At 35.3% G+C, this 20,693-nt stretch carries 15 protein-coding genes and 2 tRNA genes; 6 read left to right on the top strand and 11 right to left on the bottom strand.

Annotated features, from left to right (window positions below):
- Positions 1 to 47: 47 nt before the first annotated feature.
- A complete protein-coding gene (locus tag OM075_RS18825) occupies positions 48 to 5,312 on the bottom strand; it encodes a beta-1,3-glucanase family protein (protein ID WP_301192091.1) in 5,265 nt (1,754 codons plus the stop codon).
- A gap of 572 nt (positions 5,313 to 5,884) precedes the next feature.
- Between OM075_RS18825 and OM075_RS18820 the strand changes: the two genes are divergently transcribed.
- The 4 genes from OM075_RS18820 (at position 5,885) to OM075_RS18805 (ending at position 11,943) form a co-directional block, all read left to right on the top strand.
- Positions 5,885 to 6,037, top strand: coding sequence for a hypothetical protein (locus tag OM075_RS18820; protein WP_301192090.1), 153 nt, complete (start codon positions 5,885 to 5,887; stop codon positions 6,035 to 6,037).
- 175 nt (positions 6,038 to 6,212) lie between these two features.
- Positions 6,213 to 9,383 carry a SusC/RagA family TonB-linked outer membrane protein gene (locus OM075_RS18815; protein WP_301192089.1) on the top strand — a complete coding sequence of 1,057 codons (3,171 nt, stop codon included), beginning with the start codon at positions 6,213 to 6,215 and terminating at the stop codon, positions 9,381 to 9,383.
- An 11-nt stretch (positions 9,384 to 9,394) separates the two neighbouring features.
- Positions 9,395 to 10,915 carry a RagB/SusD family nutrient uptake outer membrane protein gene (locus tag OM075_RS18810; protein ID WP_301192088.1) on the top strand — a complete coding sequence of 507 codons (1,521 nt, stop codon included), beginning with the start codon at positions 9,395 to 9,397 and terminating at the stop codon, positions 10,913 to 10,915.
- Between the two features lie 269 nt (positions 10,916 to 11,184).
- Positions 11,185 to 11,943, top strand: coding sequence for a DUF169 domain-containing protein (locus tag OM075_RS18805; protein ID WP_301192087.1), 759 nt, complete (start codon positions 11,185 to 11,187; stop codon positions 11,941 to 11,943).
- 67 nt (positions 11,944 to 12,010) lie between these two features.
- On the opposite strand, the gene OM075_RS18800 is transcribed toward OM075_RS18805, so the two are convergent.
- Together OM075_RS18800 and OM075_RS18795 are read right to left on the bottom strand one after the other, a co-directional pair.
- Positions 12,011 to 12,715, bottom strand: a complete 705-nt coding sequence (locus OM075_RS18800; RefSeq protein WP_301192086.1) for an SAM-dependent methyltransferase — start codon at positions 12,713 to 12,715, stop codon at positions 12,011 to 12,013.
- A 106-nt stretch (positions 12,716 to 12,821) separates the two neighbouring features.
- Positions 12,822 to 14,063, bottom strand: coding sequence for a glycoside hydrolase family 16 protein (locus OM075_RS18795; RefSeq protein ID WP_301192085.1), 1,242 nt, complete (start codon positions 14,061 to 14,063; stop codon positions 12,822 to 12,824).
- Between the two features lie 156 nt (positions 14,064 to 14,219).
- On the opposite strand from OM075_RS18795, the gene OM075_RS18790 reads away from it, so the two are divergent.
- Both OM075_RS18790 and OM075_RS18785 read left to right on the top strand, forming a co-directional pair.
- A tRNA-Gly gene (locus OM075_RS18790) sits at positions 14,220 to 14,292 on the top strand.
- Positions 14,293 to 14,522: 230 nt separating this feature from the next.
- Positions 14,523 to 14,606 (top strand) — tRNA-Leu (locus OM075_RS18785).
- A gap of 43 nt (positions 14,607 to 14,649) precedes the next feature.
- Here the strand turns inward: OM075_RS18785 and OM075_RS18780 are convergent.
- From OM075_RS18780 to OM075_RS18745, 8 genes are all read right to left on the bottom strand, one after another.
- Entirely contained in the window at positions 14,650 to 16,275 is a 1,626-nt protein-coding gene (locus OM075_RS18780; RefSeq protein ID WP_301192084.1) for a hypothetical protein, read from the bottom strand.
- An 86-nt stretch (positions 16,276 to 16,361) separates the two neighbouring features.
- Positions 16,362 to 17,210, bottom strand: a complete 849-nt coding sequence (locus OM075_RS18775; RefSeq protein WP_301192083.1) for an agmatine deiminase family protein — start codon at positions 17,208 to 17,210, stop codon at positions 16,362 to 16,364.
- On the bottom strand, positions 17,207 to 17,647 hold the full coding sequence (locus OM075_RS18770) for a hypothetical protein (protein ID WP_301192082.1): 441 nt from the start codon (positions 17,645 to 17,647) through the stop codon (positions 17,207 to 17,209). Before OM075_RS18770 ends, OM075_RS18775 begins: the two co-directional genes overlap by 4 nt.
- Positions 17,648 to 17,842: 195 nt before the next feature.
- Positions 17,843 to 18,403: a glycoside hydrolase family 108 protein gene (locus OM075_RS18765; protein ID WP_301192081.1), complete on the bottom strand. Its 561-nt coding sequence runs from the start codon at positions 18,401 to 18,403 to the stop codon at positions 17,843 to 17,845.
- Positions 18,400 to 18,813, bottom strand: a complete 414-nt coding sequence (locus OM075_RS18760) for a hypothetical protein (RefSeq protein ID WP_301192080.1) — start codon at positions 18,811 to 18,813, stop codon at positions 18,400 to 18,402. Before OM075_RS18760 ends, OM075_RS18765 begins: the two co-directional genes overlap by 4 nt.
- The gene (locus tag OM075_RS18755; protein ID WP_301192079.1) at positions 18,810 to 19,142 is read right to left on the bottom strand and encodes a hypothetical protein; all 333 of its coding nucleotides are present in this window, start codon (positions 19,140 to 19,142) and stop codon (positions 18,810 to 18,812) included. Before OM075_RS18755 ends, OM075_RS18760 begins: the two co-directional genes overlap by 4 nt.
- Position 19,143: 1 nt before the next feature.
- Positions 19,144 to 19,776: a P-loop NTPase family protein gene (locus OM075_RS18750; protein WP_301192078.1), complete on the bottom strand. Its 633-nt coding sequence runs from the start codon at positions 19,774 to 19,776 to the stop codon at positions 19,144 to 19,146.
- Positions 19,777 to 19,790: 14 nt separating this feature from the next.
- Complete coding sequence (locus OM075_RS18745) at positions 19,791 to 20,657, bottom strand: hypothetical protein (protein ID WP_301192077.1); 867 nt, start codon at positions 20,655 to 20,657, stop codon at positions 19,791 to 19,793.
- Positions 20,658 to 20,693: the final 36 nt, after the last annotated feature.

Below are 20,693 nucleotides of genomic sequence, written 5' to 3'. Positions count from 1 at the left end.
ACCTAATGAGCACCCTTTATTGTTTAATATTAATTTTTAGTGTTCTATTATTCTTTTATAAATTTGGTTATAGCAGAACTTTCTCCATTTTTTATTTTTAACAAATAATAACCGGTGTTCAGATCTGAAACATTGATGCTTACATTTTTTGAATTTTCTATAGTTGTGGATTTTATTAATTGACCTGACAGAGCATATATTTCTACACGTGTTTCATCTTCAGTATTTAGTTTGATGTATATATAATCCAACACAGGATTAGGATATACGAATATCTCATCTGAAGTATAATTGTCATCTCTAGTGCTTGTTGATAGCTTTGTAAAGCTATCTAACCCAAAACCATATTGAAATAAAGGATCACCATAAATAGGCTCAATAGGTAAATCATTGGCCATTAAATCGATGATTTCTGCACGTTCCTCTTCGGTAGCCCCAATATCATAAGGCAATTCCCAATGCTCCACCTGATTGTTTAAATCGTCTGTACCTATCTGATCCTGAGATCGAGGTAACTGGAAAGGTAATTTACCGGAAGGATTATAATCCCCAAAACATAATTCTGCAGTGGCCTGTGCGATCCCGTTTCCTCCACGATATACCAACATTACAGCAGATGAAAGCTCACTAACTTCAGTTAAAACATATGGTCTCGGTGAAATAACCACAGTAACAACAGGAATATTGCGATTGGCAAAATCTCTGATAATATCCATTTGTTCTTCAGGGATGTTTGGATTTTTATCATCCCATTCTGTACCATGCGTGTAGGCTTGTTCACCAATCACTGCCACAGCAACATCAGGTGTAATTCCTTGTCCGCTAATTACAGTAATTCCATTGTTCGATGCTCTTTGGTTAAAAGCTTCAACATAGTTCATCGCCTGAGGATTTTCGTAATATATAGATTGCCATATTACGTTCGGGTCTGAGTTTTGACCATCCCATGTAGCTCTCGGACCTGCTACACCAATTTTTTCATCTGCATGAAGGGTTAATGGAAGAATACCATCGTTTTTAAGCAAAGTAATGGATTTACGCGCGGCATTCAAAGCTATATCATGATGTTCTTCGTTAGTCCATGTAGCTGTAGGATCGCCATAGGGATTTTCGAACAGACCTAAACGAATCTTCATGTCAAGTACTCTACGACAAGCTTGTTCCAAACGAGGCAGGCCAATAGCTGCCACCAACTCCTCCACATTGCTTAATGAAGATGGAGCACCTCCCAGAACATCAATTCCGGCACTCATGCTTTCTATAGATTGTGCTGTAGTTGCTGCCAGCCAGTCAGTAACAATAAAGCCTTTAAATCCTATAACGTCTCTCAAATAATCAATGATAGGTTTACTTGAGTTAGAACCTGCAAGACTAGGATCAAGAAATGGACTAGTGCTATAACCAGGCATAACAGAGGCTGCATTTGCTTCAACCATTGCATACCAGGGTTTCATATGATATCCGATTGTCCTGCCATCATATTGGGTTGGTCCTTCGCCTCCTGCTCCCTGACTTGGCCAGTGTTTTACAGTAACAAGCATTGAATGTGGATTAATTTCAGGCCCTCCCTGCATACCGCAAACAAGGGCTCGGATAATGGCAGAAGCTTCTTCAGCATTTTCTCCGTTACCTTCTTGGAAACGAGGATATAAAACTTTAGTATCTACCTCGGCTAATGGTGTTAAAGTACCCGCAAATCCAAAGGATTTATGCTCAATACGTTGCATATTTCCGCATTGGTAGGCAATATTAGGATTGCGAGTTGCTGCCAGACCAAGCTGAGTAGGGTAGATGGTTTTCCAGCCATGTATTTTGTCGCCGGCATGAGCCATAGGTATTCCCCATGTTGTTGCAGCTGCTGACTTCTGTTCTGCTTTCATGATGTGTTCTACACCATAACTAAAATTAAAACCATCCTTAGGATCATTACCTCCTCCATAAAATGATTGCTTGAATTTTTCTTCAAGAGGTAATCTGCTCATCAGGTCTTCCAATCTTTCTTCAGGGGTAAGTCTCCAGTTTTCAAAGGGCTCCATGGTGCCATTTTTATTCATGTCACGGTAACCATTGCTGGTATTTACGCCATCATCCTCTTGTTCAAAGGATGGAATATAAACTCCAAACTGCTGTTTGTTTGATTCTAAAACTTCATCACCTGTAATAGCTTGAACATACCACTTATAAGTCCAGCGATCAGTCAGATCATAAGGTATTGTAAAACTATTGGTAGTTGTTTCACCAACTTTGGTGTATCTGTCTAATAAGTTTCCAGATGCATACCAGTCATAATTGTCTTTGCTAACATTTATATAAATGTCATAGCGTGTAGCTCCAGCAACATTATCCCAAGTAAATTCAGGCCTTCTGGATTCCGATAGCATCGCATTGTTCAGTGGTGTAATTAATGTAAAATCAGCTTCTTCCTGAATAACGTTTAAAATAATGATATCAGAACCTGTGGCACCTTCATCATCTGTTACTGTTAGTTCAAATTCATACACTCCCTTCATTAAATCGCAAATGCGATTGGTTACTCCTTCTGTATTTGACATGCTGACCGTATTGGGCCCTGAAATCTGAATCCAGCTATAGGTCTGAATTAAACCTCCATCAGGATCAAAGCTAGGCGTTCCGTTCAGTGTAAAACAATCTCCGTTCTCCAGATCGTAATCCATATTATTCCCGGCATCAGCTACAGGATCATACATGGTAGGGCCTAATTCAATAAAATCCGCATATATTTCCATGCCTTTATAGGCTGTAACACTCAATGATCCATTTAGCTCGCTTTTAATGGTGTCTTTTCTGTTTCCGTTGTTAAATGTATAAAAACGGATGTCTTCAGTTCTTCGTTTTTCTACCAGATTAATAGTTATTGAACTGCCTTCATTGTAAAATATACAGGTATCTCTGGATATATTTTGAGTAATGAGTTCCGACATATTCTTTTCATCGGTAGGAGAGAAGCCCAGCCTTAAATACTGACAATATTCAATGTGTAATGGGATATATAGCGGTCCGGTTGCATTGTTTGATAATTCATACCAATTCACATTCCAGCCTCCTGATAAAACCTTAATACGTAAGGTATGTGTTCCTTCTGTCAGGTTAACTGTTGTTGTAAAAGTATTCCAGTTTTGCCAACCGCCAGTTTGTGTTACGCTCATACTACCCACTACAATATTGTCTTCCAGTATTTCTAAAGTTGCCCCTTCTGTAACAGCACAAGAAATTCGGGCATCAAAATTATATTGTCCATCATAAGGAACACTAACCTTATATTCCATCCAATCGTTGGCATCAATATAGGCAAGGTTTTGTCCACCTTCAGTGCAATTCTCAATACCAATACCTGACATATCTACGTAATCTTCTGCTTCAATATGCATAAAGTATTGTAGAGAATGATCTTCTTCACCAGGGTCTTCCTCTTCCTGATTCGGATCTTTACTATAAATTTCCAGTTCTTTGATAGAATATCCATAACCAGTTGCACGAGCTGTTCCATAGATACGTAGGTATCTGCCTGTAGTATTAAGGTTACTTTCTTCATTTCTTTCACTAAGGTTTTCAGTTACAGTTCTTATTGTTTGCCACGATGAGGCATCATCAGAAACTTGTATTTCATAATCCCTGGCTCTGGCTGTTTCCCAAACAATAACAATACGATCAATATTGCAGGATTGTCCCAAATCAACATACAACCATTGAGGATCACTAAATTCACTTGACCATCTGGTATTTTCATCTCCATCAACGGCATTGGAACCAAGGTTTTGTCCCTCCGTAGAAGATACAACCACGTTTTTTTGTAAAGCCAGATTATCATCAGCAGAACCGATGACAGTTATTTCACTTGATCCTAATATTCCATTGGCACTTACATTTACGGTATAGTTTCCTCCACTATAAGCGGTAAATAAACCATTAGGAGCATTATCACTCCAGTTAAAGGAGGTTTGAACTTCAGTACCTTCAGCGTCATAAGCTTTAGCTGAAAATTGTTGCGTATCACCGGAATTTAGTGTAATGGATTCCGGGGTTATTTCAATCCTGTCGATAACCAATGAGGGCTGACCAGCAAAACCTCCAATTGTTATTTTAGCTAAGGTAGGTACAGTTGTATGTATTGTTGAAGAGTAGTCAAATACATCATCGTAGCAAAAAGCATAGGTTTCACCCTCATAGCTTATATCTTTAGAATGCCAGAATTTAACATATTCATTAAATGTGTTTTGCTGAAAGAAATCAGCTTCATTCGACCAATCGTTACCTGTACCTGAATTGGCATTGGGATCAATAACTCCTCTGGTAAAAGCTGCACAAAAATGCTTTTGTACATCCAGATCGTCCGCTGTTGGTGTTTCTGGTACATCGTGAGCTAAAACACCTTTTCCTTCAAATATTTCCTGAGTGTTAGGCCTGGCTTCTACAATTGCCTTTCTTCCATCTGATGCACTTTCAAAACGAAAGGTTTCACCATCAGCATCCACTCTACCAACCCAGCTACCAGCATCGCCAATACCAATAATTAAGTCTTCGTTCATGTAACGATTCCAAATCTCATCTACATAGCTGTCGAAATAATCATAATAAATTCCTCCTTCTTTAAATTCTGGCAGTTTAGAGGGTTGATGAATAATTTCTTTTTCATCATCTAGACAAACCTGAAATTTTTGAGGAACTCTGGACTTCCATGCATTTATTATTTCTTCGTGGGTTAAAACTTCTCCTACTTTTTTGTAAAAACCATTATTACCCCAAACTTCAAGTCCCATAGGATATTGGTAATAGTCAACCCGGGTTGTATTGGCCCAGATACCAATATCATTATAGGTGAGCTCAATAATTTCAAATCGAATATCCTGATTAGGATCTGTTTCATTTGCCAGGTCAGGACCGGAGTAACCACCATCCTCAAAAAAGTAAAGATAAAGCTGTTCGTTAAACGACATAAATATGCGAACACTGGCAATTTTAGGAAGGTCAATAGTACTATTGGGAATATCACTAAGTTTCCTGAAACAATCTGCATACATATGATTACCTCCGGCACCAGGACTGCCAAAATCAGGTCCCTGAATGGTGTTATAACTAGTGTTAATAGGATGTATTTCACCATTTGTTACATCAAGCCACACACTTTGATCTCCAACTCTGCCCAATAAGGCTATATATACCTGGTCATTTGGGAATATGGAACGATTTTCAATTTGAAATGGAAGATTTTGAGCATTGCTCATCATGAGAGCGGCTGTACAATACAACATTAAAAATGAAGTAATTCGCCTAAATAAGATACCGTGTTTCATAATAGATTTTAAATTATTGTTTTAAGGATGTAGATAGTTTAAAGAATCATTTTATGGTAAATACTTCTTTTTGTATCTAAGAGTGGAAAGAAACACCTTAATTAGCTTTATCCAGAGAAATTGTAATAGACAAAAACTCAACATTGCGTCATGTTTTTTACATCAAGAGTTGTTATGTTGCTGTTATTGAGTATTTAGTGGGTTCAAATGTATTAAGGGTATAGTGTGGTTTCAGACGATAGAATCAAAAATTACTTCTCATTAAAATAAAATCTATATTAATAGAATGCTTACTCAAGGATCTTAAACAATGAAACATATTGCTGAAATGAATCAGATAATACTTACAGTTGTAAATCTCAATAAATCGAAATCCAACAAAGTATACTTGAATATTTGCCATGATCAATTATCTCTGATGAATTTCTCTGAAGTACAAATAGTTGTGAATTGTAAAATATTAAACACTCAATAAAGTGTTAATAAAATAAAATAAAGGTTAATAAAAATGTAATAAAAAGTATAATTAGTTTAAGTTTTTTACTAATTTGGATATAACAAGTCTTACATATATGAATTACATGTTACCAAGTCAATTAAAACAGGAGCTTTTTAGCAACTCATGTTCAAGAGAGCATTACCATACAAATAAGTTCTTAGTAGCAAAAGCATTAAAATCATTTAATGAGTTTGTTGATAATGGCAACTTCCTTTTAAAATCGTGAAATATTTTGTAAAAATTGATTTCAGAGCTGTGTTCTTTTAGTAGGTGAAATAACTAAAAGTATATCAGATGATTAATGTAATAATTAAAAATAAAATACAGTTTATGTAAAAACAATCCCTTAAAATCATTTATCGCATGATATATGAGAATTAATCACCCTAAAAAAGCTTTTTATGAAGAAAAATGAAAAGGTCATAAATATGACTTTAATTTCAAAATCAATTCGAATTATGTGTATTAGCATTGCTTTATCGCTAATATCTCATATTTATTTGTTTGCTGCTCCAATTGAAAATACATTGGTGTCTCATAATGAGAATTTAAGTTTTGGTGATACTGAAACTTATATTGCAATTTCTCCCGGAGAATATCAGCAAGAGCGTTCGGTAAAAGGTAAAGTTTTGGATGATACCGGCCAACCATTACCCGGTGTAACCGTTCTTGTTAAAGAAACCACGCTTGGAACTATCACAAATATAGATGGAGAATTTGAACTTAATAATGTAAATACTTCTGATATACTTGTTTTCTCATTTGTAGGTATGGTACCACAAGAAATAACTATTAATAATCAAACAGTTATTAATGTAACTATGGAGATGGAAACCACCGGTATAGAAGAGGTTGTTGCCATTGGTTATGGTACGGTAAAAAAAACAGATTTGACAGGTTCTGTGGGTATTGTTAAGGCTGAAGCTCTAGATCAAAATATTAATACAAACGTAGGCGGTGCTATACAAGGTAAAATTGCTGGTGTATCTGTTGAATCAGCAGGAGGTGACCCAAGTTCAGGAGTACGCATCCAAATTAGAGGAGCGGGATCTATTAATAATGTAAACCCTTTAATTATTGTTGATGGAATGTCCGTTAGTTCAATGAATAATTTGAATCCATCTGATATTGAATCTATTCAGGTACTTAAAGATGCCTCAGCCGCTGCTATATATGGTTCCAGAGCTTCTAATGGAGTTATCCTTGTTACTACAAAATCAGGGAAAAAAGGGGAAATAAAAATTAATGTGAATGCAGATTATGGTGTTCAGCAATTAGGAAAAAAACTAGACCTGCTAAATGCCGATGAATGGATCAAAGTTAATAATGCTGCCAGAGATGCAGGGGGTATGGCACGTTTGGATCTTACCTCAAATCCAGAGGTGTCTGGTGAAGGAATAGATTGGCAGGATGAAATCTATAGAAAAGCAAAGGTTCAGAATTATAACATCGAAGCCAGTGGTGGATCCGACAAGGCCAAATACAGTGTCTCATTAGGATATCTCGATAAAGAAGGTATTGTAAAAACATCAAATTACGAAAGAGTAAGTTTGAGAGTTAAGACTGAATTAACCAAAGGAAAACTAAAAATTGGTGAAACAGTTGTATTCTCACAAGAGGATACCAGGAATTTACCTGAATTAGGGGGACAGGGTGGTTCTGCTATTTCTGCTGCTACAATGATGATTCCTGCATTTAAAATTTATGATGAGAATGCCATCGGCGGTTTCTCTGGAGCTTCCGGACCAGTAATGGATGTTTTTAATCCAGTGGCTGGATTAAGCCTTCGACATAACACCAATACCTACTATAAATTTTTAGCTAACGTTTATGCCGAATATGAAATTATTAAAGGTCTTAAATATAAAATAAGTGGAGGAGCTACTATTAATGAAACAAAAGGATATGACTATATTCCAAGATATGTTGTAGGTAATATCTTTAGAAATGAGAAAACCAGTTTAAACGAATCAAGTGGGCTATCAAAATACACTCAGATAGAACAAACAGTTTCTTATAATAACGAATTTGGTAAGCACTCTGTTAATGCTGTTGTTGGTCATACCTCATACGATTATTTGTATAGACAAATATCGGGATCTAAAAAAACAATGCCTGATGGTATCTATGTACTCGATGCGGGAACTGACGACGCCAACTCCGCAGGTTATGAAAATGAAAATACACTTCTATCATATCTTGGAAGGGTAATTTACTCGTTTGATAATAAATATATTCTAACAGCGACTTATCGTCGTGATGGATCTTCGAGATTTAGCGATAAAAACAGATGGGGAGATTTTCCTTCTATTTCGGGGGCCTGGAATATTTCAAATGAAGGATTCTTTAGCAATTTAGACACTCAAATCTCTACACTAAAACTTAGAGCGAGTTATGGAGTTTTGGGTAATCAGGAAATTGGAGATTATCAATATATGGGATTAATTACTTCTGCGATAGGTTATTCAGTGGGTAATCCTGCTAGTTTATGGGTTGGAAATATTCAAACAGAGTATGAAGCAAGAGATCTTAAATGGGAGTCGACAAAAACATCCAATTTAGGTCTTGATGTTAGTTTCTGGTCTGGAAAATTGAATTTCACTATGGATTATTTTAATAAGAAAACTTCGGATGTATTATTAAGAGTACCTATACCTCTTTCTTTAGGAGTTTCTAATGATCCTTATGCAAATGCAGGAAAAATATCCAATAAAGGTTTCGAACTGGAAGTTAACTACAAAGGACAATTGGGGGATTTTAAATACTCAGTAACCGGATCACTTTCAGCAATTAAAAATGAAGTATTAGCTTTAAGTACCGGTTCTCAAGTAATATCAGGGGGATCTGCCTCTCATCATGGTTCAGCAGTAACTTATACAAGAGAAGGATATCCGCTTTATTCTTTTTTCCTGATTAAAACAGATGGATTATTTCGTTCCGAAGCTGAAGTTTCAGCACATAATAAAAATGGTCAACTAATACAACCCAATGCCGTTCCTGGAGATATTCGCTTTGTGGATGCTAATGATGATGGTATTATTGATGGTAATGACAGGGTTTACTGTGGTAGTCCCTTCCCTGATTTTAGTTATGGTATTAGGTTAGATGGAGAATGGAAGAGCTTTGATTTTGCAATTTTCTTCCAAGGCACTAAAGGAAATAAGATTTATAATGGTTTTAATACTTATCTGGAGGCAGTAAGAGTAAATACTAACTACTCAAAAGCTACACTAAACTCCTATACCTTTAATCCTGATTCAAATTTTCCACGTTTAGATATGGCAGATCCCAATGGCAATGGAATTGATAACAGTGATAGATTCCTTGAGAATGGATCTTATTTCAGGATGAAAACATTACAAATTGGCTATACCCTTCCTGAGAATCTTCTTAAAAAGGCTTATATATCTTTTGCAAGATTATATCTGGCTGCGGATAATATATTCACTATTTCAGACTATTCCGGATATAACCCGGATATAGGAGGTAATGGTTTAAGTTCCAGAGGTGTTGACTTTAGAGTATACCCTTTAAATCGTTCTTATCATGTTGGATTACAACTTAATTTTTAAAGCTGAAACATATGAAAACTAGATATTTAATTTTTATAATTAGTATAATGGGTTTGGTGGCCTGTTCTGAGGAATTTTTAGAACTTGAGAACCCAAATAAAATTACGTCAAGTACTTATTGGCAAACAGAAGCTGACTTAGAAGCAGGTTTGGCTACAGCTTATAATTCATTAGTGGATGATTATAATGGCCATTGGGGTGTGGTTGCTCTTGAAATTAAAGAAGGTCGTACCGAAAACTTTCAAATTAGAAATGACGTAAGGGATCGATATGATATATCAACCTTTCAGAATACCATTAGTAATGGTGTAAGTTCAAATTTTTATAAAGGATGCTATGTTGGTATATTCCGGTGCAACCAAATCATTAACTATTCAGATCAAATTAAAGATATTACAGATCAAAAGAGAAATGAACTAGTAGCGGAAGCCTTGTTCGTAAGGGGACTACAATATTTTATTCTTGCAATTGATTTTGGGTCTGTTCCAATTATTACAGAACTTGCTGCAACAAAAGAGGATTATTTTAATGGGAAATCTACTCAGGCAGAAGTTTATGCTCAGGCAATAGCTGATTTACAGGAAGCAAAAAAATATTTACCTACAACATGGCCCGCAGGCATGGTAGGAAGAGCTACCAAGGGGGCTGCTATGGGCTTTCTAGGACGTGCTTATCTATACCAAAAAGATTATGATAATGCAATCGCAGAACTTGCTGATTTAGTTTCTAAAGAAAGTGAATACGGCTATGGCTTGATGGAGAACTTTGCAGACAATTTTACTTTAGAAAATGAGAATAATAAGGAGTCTGTTTTTGAACTTCAGTATAGTTTGTTAGGAGGTCCTGATATTTGGACAAGCAATCCGGCAAACAAGTCACGATCTACTTTTATTGCTCAGGAATGTGCGCCTGGCGAAGTAGGTGGTTGGTTTGAATTATTCCCTACTCAGGTTCTGTTAGATGAGTACTTAAAAGAGTCCACTGTAGATGGTGATTTTGATCCCAGAGCCTTAGCAACACTAGCTTGGAATTATCCTGGTTGTGTATTTTATCAAAAAGAGTTTTTACCAAGTTTCGGAGCTGATGCAATATGGCTTAGGAAAAATCAGAATTGGTGGAATGAGAATGAAGGAGATTGGAAATCTGAGCTTAATGAAAAAGGGATGAGATATGCAGATGTATTACTAATGCTTGCTGAGGCTTATACCATGAAAGATCAAATCAATATGGCAGCACCATTGGTTCAAAGAATAAGATCACGTGCCAATCTCGCTGATTTAAGTGTTACCATGGCCAACTGGAATAGTACTGAGATGATGCAGGAAATCATGCACCAGAGAAACCTCGAATTTGCACGAGAAGGTTTACATTTTTATGACTTAAGAAGATGGGAAACCTTACAATCAACCATTGCCGCAAAACAGGTAGAAGGATATAATAATTATACTCCTAAGTTTCAGTATTATCCAATTCCGGAGAGTGAATTGGAGAATAATTCGGAAATAGAACAAAATGATGCCTGGAAAAATTAATACTGATTAAAATAAACCTATACAAGGCTTCAGCTTCAACTGAAGCCTTTTTTCTTTAGTATTACAGCCTTTTAATTGCTAATATCCAGTCATTATTTGCTTGATATGTCGTGTTTTATTCAGAAATAGGGGGTGATATAGCACACTGCAAAGCGTTGTTTATTTTATTCTTATCAGTTAATGTGTTTTCATTTTCTATCCATTTAAAAAAATGTAACTTTATAAGGCTATATGAATTGATTTAAAATAATTTAGGAGGATCTTAAGATATGGATAGTAAACTAATCGACGCATTAAAATTGCAAATGCAACCTGTGGCAATTATACATACAGATGAAAAGCTAGAAAAAGGACTTCATTTTAAAGAAGGGAATATGTTTGGATGTGTAGCAGCTATGTTGGTTGCCGCTAGTAAAAAAAATAGTCTGGCTTATTTTGATCGTAAAACATACGGGTGTCCTGGAGGAGGCGTTGGATTGGGTTTTGGTGATTGTTATGGAAGATTCCCCATAGATAGTCTGCTTTCCACTGGAGATAAGCAGATGGCTGCTCAAATGGGTTCTGCCGGTGCAATTATGGAAGAAGGAGAACGCTTTTATAAAAATCCAGAGCAAGCAAGGAAATGGGTTGATTCTTTGCCTATGACTGATGTATCAACAAAATTTGTGTTATTTAAACCATGGGAGATGCTTACTGATGAAGATAAACCGGAACTAATTGTGTTTTTTACAAATGCGGATCAGTTGTCTGCTTTGGTAGTAATGGCTGATTATAACAAAGGAACCAATCAAAGTGTTATGGCACCATTCGGAGCTGCATGTCAATCAATTCTTTATGCTTATGAAGAAGCCAAGCAAGAAAATCCTAAAGGTATTATTGGCTTTTTTGATATCTCTAAGCGCACTATTGTACCAAGGGAAACATTAACTTTTACAGTACCGTTTAAAATGTTTATGGAAATGGAATCTCATGTGGAAACCAGTTTTCTGGAAACGCATATGTGGAAGGAGATACAGGAACGTCAATAAATAAAAGATTTATATATCGATACATACTAAAAAAGGCTTTTCAATTTCTCGAAAAGCCTTTTTTAAATTATCCTTGTATTAAAAATATCGTTGGTTTTTTATGAAGCTCAGGTAGCTTGCCTTTCCATTGAGCTACTGTTTTTGTTTTAATGTATTCTGATTCCAAAGTTATATCACAAGCTACACAAACCTTGGTTTTAGGATTACAATTAGCAATAATATCTTTCAGTAAGTGATTGTTTCTGTAGGGTGCTTCAATAAAAATCTGAGTTTGTTTTTCTCTGATTGAAATACCTTCCAAATGTTTAATGGCTTTAGCTCTGTCGCCTGCTTTAATGGGAATATAACCATGAAAGGCAAAGCTTTGTCCGTTCATTCCTGATGCCATTAACGATAACAGGATAGAGGATGGACCAACTAAAGGAACCACCTTAAAGTTTTGTTGATGGGCCATAGCAACAATATCTGCACCAGGATCAGCAACACCAGGTACTCCTGCCTCTGATACAATGCCTACATTCTCTCCTTTTTTAACTACGTTTAAAAAGCTGCTTTTTTGCTGGGGTGTAGTATGTTTATTTAAAACATAAAAAGTTAGTTCATCTATATCAATTTCTTTATCAACTTTTTTAAGGAATCGACGAGTGGTTCTGATATCTTCAACAATAAAGTATTTGATTTGCTTTATTAATAAGCATACTTCAGAAGGAATTACACTTTCAACGGTTGTTTCGCCAAGTGTATTAGGTACTAAAAATACGGTGCCTGCCATTGATTTATTTTTTGGCAAAAATATAAAATAATCGCACAAAAAAAGGCTGTCTAAACGTTTAAGACCAGCCTTTCTATAAATTTGTGTGTTAATTGTATGTGCTGTGCTAATTAAGCTGATAACATCTTACCCAGTCAATATCCATTGAAACAGGCAGATTCTCAGCTTTTGGTTCATTCAATAAATGCGAACTTAATGTTACGTACATTGGTGTTTGAGGAATGTTTTGAGTTTGAGTGTGAACCGTTACTCCGTTAATTTTCCATTCCATTTTATCTTCAGTCCACTCTAATGAATAAATATAAAATTGATCTGAAGCTCCAGGTATTTTAAGTTTTTCAACTCTTTGATTGATCTCTTGTCCGTTAGACCAGAAGTTTCCAGCTTCAATCTTGTTTTTATCTTTATCCGGAGTTTTTAATATGTTAACCTGTGGAGTGATCTTTTCTGCAAGTAACCAAAATGTATGATTAACTGGTGCAGTATGACTGTACTTAATTTTAGCTTCAAAACGACCGTATTGTTGTCTGAAACTTTGGCCGGTGCTTATTAAACCCGAAGTAAAATCAAATTGTTTAGGAACAAAACCTAATGTTGGATCCCAAATCTTACCTGCACATTCCTGATTTTTTGTGATAATTCTGGCGCAACTGTCTCTTAACTCAATGTTCGAATCTTGGAAAAACTGTTTTTCATTGGCTTGCACATAATTATCGTTCATCAGTGCTTTACCCCAGTAATAACCTGTAATCCATTTCGAAGCATCAAGTTTGGTTCCGTTAAAATCATCTTCAAAAGTCATATTCCATTTATCAATCTCTTTAAATGAATTGTGATCTTTGGTTTTAAGGTACCAAACAACATCTTCTGTTTTAGATAATGTTTTATATTCTTCGATTAACTGAAACTCTTTTGACTTTTTAAACCTGTTTTTATCGTTCATTTCAGTTTTAATATCCATGAACTCTTTGGATTCAACAAAGGCTTTTAATTCCAAATAGGTCTTAATTTCAGATGAGTTTTCAAGTTCAGTAGCCTCTTCTGTTTTACCTTTACTAAGTAGTTTATTGTATTTTTTTACGTTGGATGAACGTTTGTGTTCCTTAAACTTTTTGAACTGATGAAAAGCTTCTGTGTCTTTAAACCTTTCTTTTTTTAGTTTCGATACTTTAAGTTCAAAATCTCCTGAATGAACTAATGTATCCAATTCATAATATCTATTTAGATCCTTAGATTCTTCAATTTTATTAAAACGTTCAAGCTCTTCAATTAACTGCTTGATTTCGTTCTCATATTTCTCAGTATTTGGAAATTTGCTTCCAAATAAGGTATTAAAAAAATTAGCCATTCTTTAGAATTATATTTAGTGTTGCCATTGTTCTACGCAATAAAGCGAAAAATGTTTTTATAAATATGGTTTCGATTTGAAAAAATGAAAAAAATAATTTTTTACAAGGTTAAATATACAACAATAGAATATTTTTATATTTTTGCACTCGCAATTGCGAAAATAGCTCAGTTGGTAGAGCACGACCTTGCCAAGGTCGGGGTCGCGGGTTCGAGCCCCGTTTTTCGCTCTTCAAAAATACAGCAAAGGGTGATACTGTAAGTCGCTCTTTTTTTATTTAGCCCAAGTGCTGAAATTGGTAGACAGGCACGGTTGAGGGGCATTTACGAAAATTTAGTGTTAAAGAGCTGCAATAGCTGATTAATACTAGGTTTTTAAAGAACGTAAAACAAAAATACGGAATTTATTCGGAAACAATTCGGAAACATTCTGTAAAAAGATAAATTTGAATAGACATCTGCCCAGATGTTGAAATTGGTAGACAAGCTGGCTTGAGGGGCCAGTGCTCGTTAGGGCGTGCGGGTTCGAGTCCCGCTCTGGGCACAAAAAAACTCCCGATTGATTTATTTCATTCGGGAGTTTTTTGTTATTCCTTAAAATATGGGTGTTGTATATTAATTACTTTCCCAGTGCAATCTCGATACTCCAGAACCGGAAGTGTATATTCACCCAAAAGAAAACTTTCAAATTTGTTAATGGTAATTGCTTTGTAAGTACCATTGTACATATAAAAAGTAGGAGTATTAATAAAAAACAGACCTTCAACATCATAACTTGTAATGCTATAATCAGAAAGGTTATAAATTATTTTCAAATGTTCTTGAAGTATAATTTTGTTTTCTCTAATCCAATTAACTTTTTTGGATAATTGAGGTTCGTATGATTTTAGGAAATTGGAATAATCAGATCGGTAACCTACGGCCTCATATTTAGACTTATTATATTTTGAATCTGCAACAAATATTTTTCTTGCATTATCATTTACAATGATGAAATCAATTTCTCCTGCAAGGTGGTTGTCTATATTTAAGTTGTTTTGATTAGGTCTTTTAAAGGATTTTATATTTCTACAGTAACGATATTTGTTTTTAAGAAGAAGAGCTTCTATTTTATCTTCTAAAATTTTATCATGCTCATTACCTTTGCGACTCATAAATCTTACCATACATTTGTTCAGTCTCCAATCTTTGGGTATAGTGTTCCAACTTATGGCATTATTAGCTAAAATATATAAAGATTCAGTTAATTTACCTTCTCCAATTAATGCTCTTTCTACTCCATCAATATTATATATCAGAATAGGTCTGTACATATACCTTTCTGTAGAATAAGGTTTGAGAATTGCATCTTGCAAAGAAAGTTTATTAGTTCTCGAAATTGACATTCCATTATAGAAGTTTTCAGCATCAATGGTTTCGATGCCTCTAATATATGCTAGATTGATAGGAAGAACATATGGTTCAATTGTTTGAAGGTCTGAATTACTAAAATGACGCTTAACCTGAAAAATAATGGAGATTGCTTCATCATATTCTATATTAAAACAAGAATTTAATGCCGTTTTTAAATCTCTCACAGCATTAATATCGTATACGCCATTTGAGTAATCTTCCGGGATTTCACTCTTTATAATTTCTGTATATACTTTGTCATAATGTTTTTTCCATTCTACACCGATCATTTTTGCTGAATCAAAATCCACTGTATGCGCATTCCCAATCATCTTTTGATATGCAATCTGTTCAGCAAATGTATATATCCAGCTACCTAAATAATATAACTTTTGAATCTTTTCATCAAATTCTAAAACTTGCGCTCCAGTAGGAAAGTCTCCCGAAGCTAAATCAATATCGCATCCTTGTTCTAAAATTAATTTTAACACTCTTCGATAAATTGAAAAATCATTCTCATTTACTTCTCCTAATGAATGACCACTGCGTATTTTGATTAAAAAATCCCATGACTGTTCGTTTAGAAAAAATGTATATAAAAAGAATGAAAAGGTCTTTTCTTCCTCAATTAATGATTGAAATTTTTTCAGAAAAAAATCAAAGGAGTCTAAAAGTATTGCTTCAACTTCGTTGTTGTCATCAAAAACTTTATTTCCATATTTTTCAATAATAAATTCAGAGAGTTCTTTCCAATAAACATCTACATATGCTTCAAATTCAAAAGTTAAAATAATGTTACCGTGAATATTTAGTCTTGCCATTTTCGTAGGGAAATAATTGTGTGATAATGATTGTTTAGATTAACAAGAAATCAATTAGTTATATGGACGCTTGTAATTGCATTTTTTTACTCTTTAATAGTCCAAGAAATACAGTTCAATGCACCTCCATATTTCACTATTTCGGTCATGTTAATTTGAAAGATTCTTTTATTTTTTGAATAATCCTTGAAATAGTATTTAATCTGCTCCAACGCTGTTTGGTCTTGGTCTGTATTTAATTTAGGCAAGAAAAGGTAGTCTTTAGTTTGTAGAAAATTGATGTACGCAATATTATCTTCTGATTCTTTCTGCTCACACCTTAACCATTCAATATTTAGCTTGGCTTTTTTTAAGGAGTTTATTATACCTTCCTTTAGTTGATTGTCAACATGTTCATAGAAACCACTAACTAATACAGTTTCATTATCAATAAAACGAAGCATTCCATCAGAGTGACCAAATTCACAATCATTATCCCAAGGAATTAAAACAACCTTCTCAACCTCAAACGTTGAATGTAGATTTTTTATAAATTCAGTTTTATTGTATTTAGGTTTGTTCTCTTTGAGAGCTTTATCTGTGAGAATAATTACATTCGAAGATTTGACGACATTACCTCCATCTAAAATCAAATCACTCTTCTGAGTTTTTAACCCAATTGCATCACAAACAATATCTGGATATGTTTTAATGCCTCTTCTTTTGGGTGTTGCTCCCTGTAAATAATCAGGGTCATACCTGTATTCTATAAATGTGCTTCCTGATACCTGAATAGGCATATAATCTCTAGCCCAAATATCATTAGTATTCGGTAAAAATCCATAATTGCCATTGACAGCTCTTAGTGCATATTCTATTTCTTCACAGGTCTTTTTATAATTCTCCTTTAATTTACCTGATAGAAATACCTTATTTGTTTCATTGTCTGCAATCATTTTAACCTGTTTTTCCAAATATCTTTAATAACCTTTCCGACTTTCAAAAACTCATCCTGTGTGAAAGTGTCTGTTTTTGCATTGTTGCACCAGTAGCAAGAAAAAACCAAGTTGGTAGTAACACTATATGGTAGATTAGGTTCAAGCCTTTCTATTTCAAGTTTTCGTCCTCTATTCCTTTTGGTTAAATCAGGATGATTTTGCCATAATTTTGCCAAGTCATCTTCGGTTATTTCACAGTAATAACACTTTTTGTCCGTGTTTTCATACCAATCCTTGAACTCATAAAAATCTAATTCAGGGCATTTAGCCAGCCATTTATCACGAATCATTGATAAGTACTTCCTTTCTTCTTCAAGTTCATCCCACCAAGGAGAAAATACTTTTCTGTCTATGCCTAACTCTTTAGAAATACTGTCATAGTTTAGTCTTTTCATTACAGCTAGTTCTAAAAATTTATTTTGTAGGATTTTATTGTCTTCCATTCTTAATTCTGTAACTGATTTCGCTTTTCTGCAAATTTGTAATCCTATAAAAATAGTCTAAAATCTCTGAAACAAAGAGACTGATAACAAAAAAGGAATCCTCTATGCGGATTCCTTTTCAATGATAATATGAATTCTTCATTGCTTTTATTCTTCAAAATTTATCTTCCCAATCCGTTTTAACCAACCTTCCAAAAACAAATGATTCTTACCTTTTTTTGCAATCTTGTGGTAATAGCGGATTCGAGCTTTTTTGATTTCCCAAAATAGTTCCTTTGGTTGGCAATTTGCAATCGCTTCAATTGTCATTTTACCGATAATCCCATCCATTTTCAAGTCGGCATCAAAGAATTGGTTTAATACACGTTGAACGCCCCTGGCTCCCCATACTCCACTATTAACACACCAGTCAAAAATGATTTCTTGTAGTGAACCATTGGAGATTTCATCAATTTTAAACCTTTTGTAAAAGGTCTGCTGATAAAAATCCTTTACAAGTTGTGTTAATTGAGGAACATCAATCTTAAAGTTCCAAGGTATTTCACCATAGGTTTCTTTGTAGGCATCAATGTATTGCCATCCTTCCCAATCGGGATGCAAATTCCGGGCAATCCCCATGTAGGTTTCACCACCTCGGTCACCATCAACGTTGGCATAATAGCCTTCGTGTTTGATTACACCATCAAACAACTCATCAAATGTTTTCATTGTTTACGTCTGTTTTTAAGTTTGACATCGTTAACTCCTGATATTGCACCACCAAAAAGAAAGTCAATAATGGTGCTTAGTTTGGTGGATATTCCACCGTTGATACTGCTTACAAATGCTATTTGCCAATCATCAAGCTGAATGGTATCGAAAATGAAGTAGTTCAGCATTACGAAAGTTAAACTGCACCAAGCAAGCAAGAAGAAGATTGCAAAGGCTTTTTGAAGCCAACTGTCCTTCTGATACATCTCTCTGGCGGAACTCCTGTCTGCTACCGCCATCTTAAAAAGTTCCATTTTCCCCTGGAGCTTTTCTTCTTGTGTGGTGAATATTTCATCAATTAGTTTTGTGCCTTCTTTTAAGGTTTCCGCAGCTCCGGCATTGATTACCTTTCCAAATAACTTTCTCATCGTTCTACAAATTTTAATATGGTATCGAGCTTCTCGTTAAGCTGCTTAATGGTTTGGTGGAATAATTCCTTGCTCACATAAATCTCCTTGGAGCTGTCCCTTAAATCCGATATTCGTTTATGCAGTACCGTAAACTTGTTTTCGCATGAAGCAAGCTCCTTTGTCAAGTGCTGAATATCTTTTTCCAATAAATCGGTTTTGGCATCCACCGTTTCTTTTGTGGCATTCTTTGAAATGGCATTGCGGATGATGAAGGAAACCACACCAACGATTATCGAACTAAAAGCACCGATAACAAGCCAATAGAATTTTATTGTCATTTCTTCCATGCTAAAAGATTTTAATGGTTTCTGTGCTGCCCTCCGGAAAGCGATTTTTCTCCATCGTTGCACTCTGGTTTTCGATGTGCATAATGGCATCTACAATATGCTCCCACTTCGTTCCGCCTTTGGAGCTGCCATCTCTGTTTGCCTGATTGATGATTACAAATGAGGTGTTCGGAAACTGTTTCTTCAGCTCTTTAAATTCCTCGTGAGAAATATCCGTTGTTTGGGTACTATCGATAAATACCACATCGTAATCCCGGAATAGTTTCGGATTGTAGTCCTCGATAATTCCAATTGGGCTATTAATCCCAAGCCTTACAACTTTCTCTTGCATTGTTCCTTTTGCACCTTCTTCATTGGCTACATATAGGACTTTATAGCCATGCTGTTTTACCAATTCATCGGCAAACATCAGGGCTACGGTACTCTTGCCATGAAAGCGCGAGCCGTAAATCATTATATAAAATGGGATATACAGCTTACCTAATAGTTTGCCGAACTTTCCCCTGACTGAGATGGTCTTAAAATTCATTTTGGCAAGGTCGTTTGCCAAAACAACCTGGTCGGATGCAATGACTGCGGTTCTTGTGGTGCCGGGATTGAATGCCCTGTTTTGTGAGCCACTACTTTTGGGCATGGAAGTAGTGGCATTTACTTTCCCAATCCGGCAATTCCTTGTAAGCCTTTTAACTGAACATTGGTAACAAGCAGTTTATCGCTCTCCAGATAATCATGCAAATGCTTTTGCACGTTTTTCACCTGTTCAAATTCCTTGTCGGACTTGTTGACCTTACCATTTTTCAATGAATTTGTAACTGTGGTAAGTAAGCGTTGGGCTTTTGCCTTTGTGATATTGCCATACAGGTTGATAAACCTTTTAATCAATGCAACTGCCGGAGTAACACCATAGTCATCCACTATCTTTTTCAGCTTCGTGTACAATGAATCCGGAACTTCAAACTTGCAAGTACCATTCATATCTTTGTAAGTCTTGATAAGGTCATTGCTTATGCTTTTAATTTCAGAGGCGTACTTGCTTGTTTTGCGGATGGTCTTTTCGGTAGCAGCCTTTTGAATCACCTTATACAAAAGCGATACCTGACGTTCAGTAACCTTCTTATTGTGGAAGTTTAAATAACGTCTGATTACTTTTATCTCCAATGGCATCAAATCAACCTCAATAGGTTTACGTTGTGCTTTTTTAGGTGCTGGCGTTTTCTTTGTGGCAGTTCTTTTGGGTGCAGCTTTCTTCGTCACATTTTTTGTCGATTTTTGTGACGAGGTAGTCTTTTTCTTCGCTGGTGCTTTCTTAGGTGCAGAGCTTTTCTTTTCAGAATCCTTTAGGTAAGGTTCAACGATTTTGAAATGATTATCAAGCATCTCTTTTATGTCCTTGTCCTCATTGTAGAAATCGGCAAATGAATCGAACTCTTTATGTGCTTCCTGTGCTGCTTCCGGCAACTTTTTGAAGTCAATATTTTTGGTGGCTTCCTTGTAGTTTTTAACTGTAAGTTTCATATCACGATATTTTTAATTGTTTCTGTTTAATGCGAA

The sequence above is a fragment of the Plebeiibacterium sediminum genome (assembly GCF_026013605.1).
GTDB lineage: Bacteria > Bacteroidota > Bacteroidia > Bacteroidales > Marinilabiliaceae > Saccharicrinis > Saccharicrinis sediminus.
This window is presented reverse-complemented; position numbering and strand designations above follow the sequence as displayed.